Below are 3,737 nucleotides of genomic sequence, written 5' to 3' on the forward strand. Positions count from 1 at the left end.
GGGCCATTCGGATCATCCGAGCTGTACACCCCCGCTGTTGTATAGTTATCCAGGTTGCTGCCCGAGGGCTCTTCATTGTTGATGGGGAAGACCCCATCATCAGCACTTAACACGACTTCGCCGGTCTGGCCATTGACGCTTAATACCCCACCCGGCTCGCCGGGTGCACCAGTGGCTCCCGTTGCTCCGGCCGGACCTGCCAGGGTAGGCAGATTCGATGCAGTCTTCAATTTCGAATCCAGCATCATTTCCTGGCGGAACACCGTATCGAGCATCGACTGCGCACTCTGATTCACCTGCAGGATTTGATCCAACGTGGCAGCCGGACCGCTGACCCCCGCAAGGGTGCCAAGAGCATACTGAATTTTTTCACCCTCGGCGTTAATAATGTGGGCCAAGCCCAGTTCTTCCATCGCAATCGAGGAGAAGAGCAAGTTCACAACGTCATCACGAGATAATGAAATAGTAGGGGTAATGTTGGGAAGGTTTGGATTGGACATGTGTAGTCCTCCTTATACACAAGATAATCCAAACTATGTTCTAAGCTCAGTATTGGAAACGGATAGCTGTCCTAATTATTAATAATTTTACTATATGCGTAGTAATCTGTACGTTAAGGAGGCATCCCTACGGAGCTTGCATCTTTCCCATGTGATGAAATTCAGCCCACTGCCGATGATGGCCAGCTTTTTTGGAATCGCCTAGTGCATCGTAACATAAGGCCAATTGTTGATGAGGAAGCCACGTGTGGTAAGCGGTATCTACGACTGAGAAGGCATATCTGTCTTCCAGAGGTTGCATATAGGCCATCCGATACCAATAAATAGCGGCCTCGATATGACCTTGTTTGAGGAAGTGTTCGCCCATCCGACAGCTAAAAGCAGGGTAGGGGACGTCTTTGGTCAGTGACTGGAGTGTTAATTCCAGCTCTTTGTGTGGTTGCCCTGCTTGCACATAACACGTGGCGAGCTTATGCATGGCGAATACCTGGTTCTCCAACGTTACTTCCGGATGATTCATGCACACTTCATAGTTTTCAATTGCACGCTCATACAATTTATGAACTTGGCATTCCCTTGCATAGTGAAACCGATCAGATATCGTCAGGTCGTACCCGCGCTCTAAGTGGCTTTCATATATTTCCAGGTTACGTCGAGATGGCCCTTCAGCAGAGCTCGCGACTATCTTGGTATGTGTAACTGCAATGTCTGATTGATGATATTGATAGGACCCATCCAAGGTCAGGTCTTCATGAACGACACCTTTCCACCGAAACTGCTTCTCACGTCTGACCAGTCGTGTCCGAACCGTATAGGATACAATCCCTCGATTTGCATCTTGAGGAATGGCGTAAATCATGGTCACTGCATCCACATGATCGGGAAGGGTTTCTTTGAGCTGCAGCAGTTTGGTTCTATCATCTGTGCTTAGAATATCATCAGCGTCCAGCCATAGAATGAATTGCTGGGTAGCATAATCAAAGGAAACATTCCGGGCCGCAGCGAAATCATCATTCCATTTATAATCGTGCACGTGATCTGTCCATATCTTCGCTATTTCTTTTGTCCGATCCGTCGAGCCTGTATCTACGATAATAATCTCGTCAGGAATTCCCTTCACCGACTCGAGACATCGATTCAGTGTGTGCTCTTCATTCTTGACGATCATACACAGAGATATGGTTATCATCGTGTGCCTCCTTATTAAGAAAAACTGGAAGAGAAGTGCAGGCGAAAACCTTGCACTTCTCCAAATCATATCCTTTAACTTTCTTTCATTTAATTCGTAAATGGGTCAAATGCAGTCCATAGTGGTTGGCCTGTAACCGGAATTGTTTTTACTAACGTATTAGTATTTTGATCGATGACAGCTACGGCACCAAGAGTACGAGCAGGCACAAAGACCGGGATGTAAGGAATGTCGCTAACCGTGATAGGATTTACGCTAACTGAGGGCAAATCATTCGAGCTTCCACCTGTAGCAACAGTTGTAACTGATCCGGAGGCCCCATCAATAATGTAGACATTGCTGTTGGCTGTAGTAACAGCAAACAGTTTGTTTGTAATTAAGTTTGCTGCAAGATTAGCGTTATTATTGGTTGTCGTAATTGTTGAGACTACTGCGCCGGTAGTCAAATTTAATTCATGTACATAATTTAGACTAAAGTAAGCTACCCAAATTCGATTCCTGAAAGTATCCACTACTAATCCGTGAGGTCTACTGCTGTTTGGCAATGTAATGGTTTGAACAATTGTATCTGTAGCGACATCATAAGTTGTAATCATATGACCAGCATCGTGTAAGGTACACACCGTATTGTTAAAAGGGTTGACAACAACTTGAATAGGTTGTGAATTGGCTGTAGAACTCACGGTTAGTGTCGCGATTGTTTCATTATCAATATCGACTGACCAAATGTTCGAGCTACCAGTTGACCAGTTGGTTACATAGAGGGTATTGGTAATCGTATTAACGGACATTCCCCGGGGTTGCCCCGTGAATGTAAAGGTTGCAGTAATCTGATCACTAATCCCATCCACTTGAAAGACGTTGGAGCCATCAGCGAAGTAAAGCTTATGCCGTAGAGTATCAACGGCAACGGCACCGTTGTAGGTGGGATTCGTAACGGGTAGGGTGGATACAACTTGATTGGTAAGCGCGTTAATGATTGTCACCTCTGCATTACTCCCAGCATACACGCGAGGAAATTGCATTGTTCCAGTTGCACCCGTAGCGCCTTGGATACCGGTCGCACCTGTCATACCTGTGACACCCGTAGCACCTTGAACTCCAGTGGCTCCTGTCAGACCCGTGACGCCGGTGGCACCTTGAACTCCAGTCGCACCTGTTAGACCTGTGACACCCGTAGCGCCTTGGATACCGGTCGCTCCTGTCAGACCCGTGACGCCAGTTGCACCTTGGATACCGCTCACACCCGTCATACCGGTGACGCCTGTCACACCTTGGAGACCTGTCGCACCCGTCATGCCGGTGAAACCAGTCGCACCTTGCACACCGGTCGCACCCGTCATACCCGTAACGCCCGTCGCACCTTGGATACCGGTGACGCCAGTCACACCTTGGAGACCTGTCGCACCCGTCATGCCGGTGGAGCCAGTCGCACCTTGAACACCGGTGGCACCTGTCATGCCGGTGACGCCCGTCGCACCTTGGATACCGGTCACACCCGTCATGCCGGTGACACCCGTCGCACCTTGGATACCGGTCACACCCGTCATGCCGGTGACACCAGTCGCACCTTGCACACCGGTCGCTCCCGTCATACCCGTGACGCCCGTCGCACCTTGAACCCCAGTCGCACCCGTATAACCGGTGACGCCCGTCGCACCTTGAACCCCAGTCGCACCCGTATAACCGGTGACGCCTGTCACACCTTGGATACCGGTCACACCCGTCATACCCGTGACGCCAGTCACACCTCGGATACCGGTCGTTCCCGTCATGCCAGTGACGCCTGTCGCACCTTGAACCCCAGTCGCACCCGTATATCCGGTGGCACCTTGAAGACCTGTCGCCCCTGTAACACCCGCAGCCCCATCCAAACCCGTGGCTCCGGTGTTACCCGTACCGCCATCCGCACCGGTATTGCCTTGGGGACCCGTCGCACCAGGAGCTCCAGTCTCACCAGCCCCGGTCGGACCTGTTGCGCCTTGTTCGCCAATTGGAATCCAGTCCGTGTAGGTAACCCCGTTGTCCTGGCTACTCCGGTACTGGAG

At 50.5% G+C, this 3,737-nt stretch carries 2 protein-coding genes and 1 pseudogene; all 3 read right to left on the reverse strand.

Annotation, left to right across the window (positions count from 1 at the left end):
- On the reverse strand, nt 1-500 hold a 500-nt coding region (locus F556_RS35950), incomplete at its 3' end, for an alpha-helical endospore appendage domain-containing protein (protein ID WP_020621252.1).
- A 127-nt stretch (nt 501-627) separates the two neighbouring features.
- The gene (locus tag F556_RS0132905; RefSeq protein WP_020621253.1) at nt 628-1,668 is read right to left on the reverse strand and encodes a tetratricopeptide repeat-containing glycosyltransferase family 2 protein; all 1,041 of its coding nucleotides are present in this window, start codon (nt 1,666-1,668) and stop codon (nt 628-630) included.
- Between the two features lie 110 nt (nt 1,669-1,778).
- A pseudogene (locus tag F556_RS39150) lies at nt 1,779-3,680 on the reverse strand (beta strand repeat-containing protein); the annotation flags it as partial.
- Nucleotides 3,681-3,737 lie beyond the last annotated feature (57 nt).

The organism is Paenibacillus daejeonensis DSM 15491 (genome assembly GCF_000378385.1).
GTDB classification, from domain to species: Bacteria; Bacillota; Bacilli; order Paenibacillales; family Paenibacillaceae; genus Paenibacillus_D; species Paenibacillus_D daejeonensis.